Raw genomic sequence first — 1,632 nt, 5'->3', positions numbered from 1 at the left:
CAGTTGCTTGCCTAATCGTTCAGCCCAGAAGAGGTTAGTGTTGCCTTCAAACATGCTGACTATATTGTCATCAGCCAGAGATGGAATGACCCATTCCCGCATTCCCCAAACGCCACTGCCATAGGGCCATTTCGTAGTGCCAACTCGTGAGTCGAACAGTTGCTTCCACTGGTCGGGGCTGCGTTGTTTGAGGGGTTCCCGCTCGTGGTGAACTTCCAGCAGGCTGCCACAGGTAGGGCAAGTGTAGATTACGTCAAAAATTGAGTGCTTGCCAGGACAACCCGCAATACAGCGAAAATAGACAGTCGGATGATCGTTTGCGTCTAAATCTAACGTGGACTCAGCAACTGGCAGCATGATTGTTGATTCCCTATGATTTGGTAACCCATTGATATTATGGGTACAGTGCGCCCATGGGGCAAGGGGTGAATGCAAGTGACTGGATTGCCTGCCTCTGGAGCCAAGCGTTATCCACGGCAATGAGCTAGGGAATCCGTTACACTAGTTCCCAGTCTAAGAGTTGGCTAGGACGGTTGTGATCCTGCTATGATTCCTGGCTTCACGAAGCCTAGTATTCCAACGTTAACATGTCAAATCCTGGATCCTTAGCCTTAGGAGGGGTTGGCTGGCTAGGGGTTTTTGCTACAGGGGAAGGCGATCGCAGTGTCACTTGCCGCCGAGACTGTTGAATTTCCTGATCTCGCTGTCTAATTTCTGTTTCCAGCAGGTGTATCCGGTTTTGGATTTGAGCTTTGCGTTGTTCCAGCCTATCTAGTTCGCGTTGTAGCCGTTTGCGTTCTACCACTAACTTGTAAACCTCCAGACATGCCTGATCTTCAGACTGTTGCCTCGGCATATTACTGATCTTAGGACGGATTTGTCCGGCTGGGATCGAGGGACGATTCATAGGTTTAAGGCGTTTGATTAAAGGTTATATCGTATACCCATGCAACTGGTTACACTTGCAACTACTGTGTAGAGTCCAATCATCAACACGATTGACTTAGCTCTTACATTAGCCTACCCATAAGTCGGGTCGAAATCAGGATAATGTTGCAAGATACTTGCTTTTCTTAACGTTAGGCGCATCCTGCTCAGGGTTCATCAACTTGGGGATCATCAACACGTCTCATGGGAGTAGCATAGAGGTGGTGCCTGAATAGCATAGAGATGGTGTCTATTGTCACCAGAGCCTATAGTGATTACAGTCAGTGTGATGCTCATCAAAACCTAGCAACGACTTAAAATTAAAACTAGGTTTATATTCGCTGCTATCTGCTCCATGCTTTATTTGAAAAACCTCAGCTATCATCCCCCTGCCGCTGCTACCCCCATTCTCAATGCCATTCACCTAGACCTTGCTCCCCAGCAAATGGGTTTGGTGATTGGGCCTAGTGGCTCTGGCAAAACTACCTTGCTAGAAATTTTGGCTGGGCTAGCAGAACAAACCTCTGGTGATGTGTTGTGGCGAGATCAATTACTCATCCCAATGCAGTTGCGACAGATTGCAGGGCTAGTGTTTCAGTTTCCAGAGCGGCACTTTTGTGGCAGCACTATCTTAGAAGAGCTACGTCTAGGTCATCCAGAGCTTGGCTCTGAGCAGGTGTATCGAGCACTTCAGGAAGTAGGGTT

Annotated in this window: 3 protein-coding genes; 1 reads left to right on the top strand and 2 read right to left on the bottom strand. The window is 48.2% G+C overall.

The window, feature by feature from the left end:
- Together NZ772_18670 and NZ772_18665 are read right to left on the bottom strand one after the other, a co-directional pair.
- Positions 1-357, bottom strand: a 357-nt coding sequence (locus NZ772_18670) for a threonine synthase (protein ID MCS6815581.1), incomplete at its 3' end; no start/stop codon positions are given.
- 211 nt (positions 358-568) lie between these two features.
- A complete protein-coding gene (locus tag NZ772_18665) occupies positions 569-907 on the bottom strand; it encodes a gas vesicle protein (protein MCS6815580.1) in 339 nt (112 codons plus the stop codon).
- Positions 908-1,282: 375 nt separating this feature from the next.
- On the opposite strand from NZ772_18665, the gene NZ772_18660 reads away from it, so the two are divergent.
- The coding region (locus NZ772_18660) for an ATP-binding cassette domain-containing protein (protein ID MCS6815579.1) at positions 1,283-1,632 on the top strand (350 nt) is incomplete at its 3' end.

The sequence above is a fragment of the Cyanobacteriota bacterium genome (assembly GCA_025054735.1).
Taxonomy (GTDB): domain Bacteria; phylum Cyanobacteriota; class Cyanobacteriia; order SKYG9; family SKYG9; genus SKYG9.
This window is presented reverse-complemented; position numbering and strand designations above follow the sequence as displayed.

Excerpts from the sequence above, each read along its gene's own strand:
- NZ772_18665 (MCS6815580.1), bottom strand. The coding sequence starts at position 907 with ATGAATCGTCCCTCGATCCCAGCCGGACAAATCCGTCCTAAGATCAGT.